This window comes from Varibaculum timonense (assembly GCF_027694345.1).
GTDB classification, from domain to species: domain Bacteria; phylum Actinomycetota; class Actinomycetes; order Actinomycetales; family Actinomycetaceae; genus Varibaculum; species Varibaculum timonense_A.
In genome coordinates this window covers 1-1385 of the sequence record NZ_JAQEVU010000021.1, presented here as the reverse complement: position 1 = coordinate 1385, position 1385 = coordinate 1, and the positions used below count along the sequence as shown (strand labels likewise).

Genomic DNA, 1385 nt, shown 5'->3' with positions numbered 1-1385 from the left:
GGGTTAAGGGTCAAAAAGTGTGTCCGGAATCGCGGATTTTCACGGATTGACCTGTAGGTTTCCGGAAAGTATATGCTCCGGAAGCATATATCTAGCCCCCGACGGGAAATCCTCGGTGTGGCAGCCGTGATGTGCTATGCGCGGCGTGGTGTGGTGTCGCAATGTCGAAGAACCAACCACGCTGCCACTGCGGCGGTGAAATGAAACGCAACGGCACCACCAGCAAAGGCACCACCAGATGGCGCTGCAAACAATGCGGCGCCTCCAGCGTCAAACGTCGAAACGACATCACCAACGCGGCAGTGTTCACCCAGTTCATCGAGCATTGCACCACCGCAATATCACTCGACGACCTAGCCAAACGAAACGGTGTTAGCCGCGCCACCATGAAGCGGCGCTTCAAGTGGTGCTGGCTCGTTGATGTGCCTGACCCCACCGCCGGCCACCACAAGCGGATCTACGACCAGGTATTTCTCGATGGCACCTACACCGCCGGTGGCTGCCTGATCGTCGCGGCGACCATCGACCACGTGATCGCCTGGCACTGGTGCAAACACGAAACCACCCGCGACTACCAACTGCTGCTTGAACGCATCGAAGCCCCACTCATCGCCGTCATCGACGGCGGCCAAGGCGCATACAGCGCAATCAAAAAGTGCTGGCCGACTACGAAAATTCAACGCTGCCTCGTCCACGCCCAACGCGTGGTCCGCCGCTACACCACCACCAACCCACGCACCGATGCCGGGCGCACCATCTACCGACTTGCGCTGAAACTGACCCGGATCACCACACTGGATGAAGCCGCCGCGTGGGGTGTGCAACTGCACGAGTTTTCAACGATCTACCGGGAATGGATGAACGAGAAAACCATGATCAAAGACCCCAAAACAGGTGCATGGACCCGCGTGTGGACCCACCACAACGTGCGCAAGGCCTACAACAGCCTCAACCATCTTTGGCGGTCCGAGATGCTGTTTGTCTACCTCAACCCGCCAGCAGGAGTCCTTGCGTCCGAGCGGATCAAATCCACCACCAACAGCTTAGAAGGCGGCATCAACGCCCAGCTCAAACTGCTCGCCAGAATCCACCGCGGCAGATCAGGCGAACGACAACGCCGCATGCTGGATTGGTGGCTCTACTTAAAAACGGAACTGCCTGACGATCCAGTACGAATCGCCAGGCAGTCCGACTGGGGCCAGGGCCAACTCGCCAAAGTATCCACCCTGACCCAAACCGAGAACCAAGCCGACCACGAAACAGGACGCCCAGCCCTCTACGACAACGCTATCGACACCGACTACACCCACTCAATCGGCATTCAAAAAGGCCAAATCTAACCCCCGCGACACGCCGAGCCAGACACACATTTTGACCCTTAACCC

Annotated in this window: 1 protein-coding gene; it reads left to right on the top strand. The window is 58.3% G+C overall.

Annotated elements, in window-relative coordinates:
* Positions 1–161: 161 nt before the first annotated feature.
* Positions 162–1340, top strand: a complete 1179-nt coding sequence (locus PG728_RS09295) for an IS256-like element IS1249 family transposase (RefSeq protein ID WP_270627274.1) — start codon at positions 162–164, stop codon at positions 1338–1340.
* The last annotated feature ends 45 nt before the right edge of the window (positions 1341–1385 follow it).

Bases quoted from the DNA above. Each gene is read 5' to 3' on its own strand.
- PG728_RS09295 (WP_270627274.1), top strand. From the start codon at position 162: ATGTCGAAGAACCAACCACGCTGCCACTGCGGCGGTGAAATGAAACGC.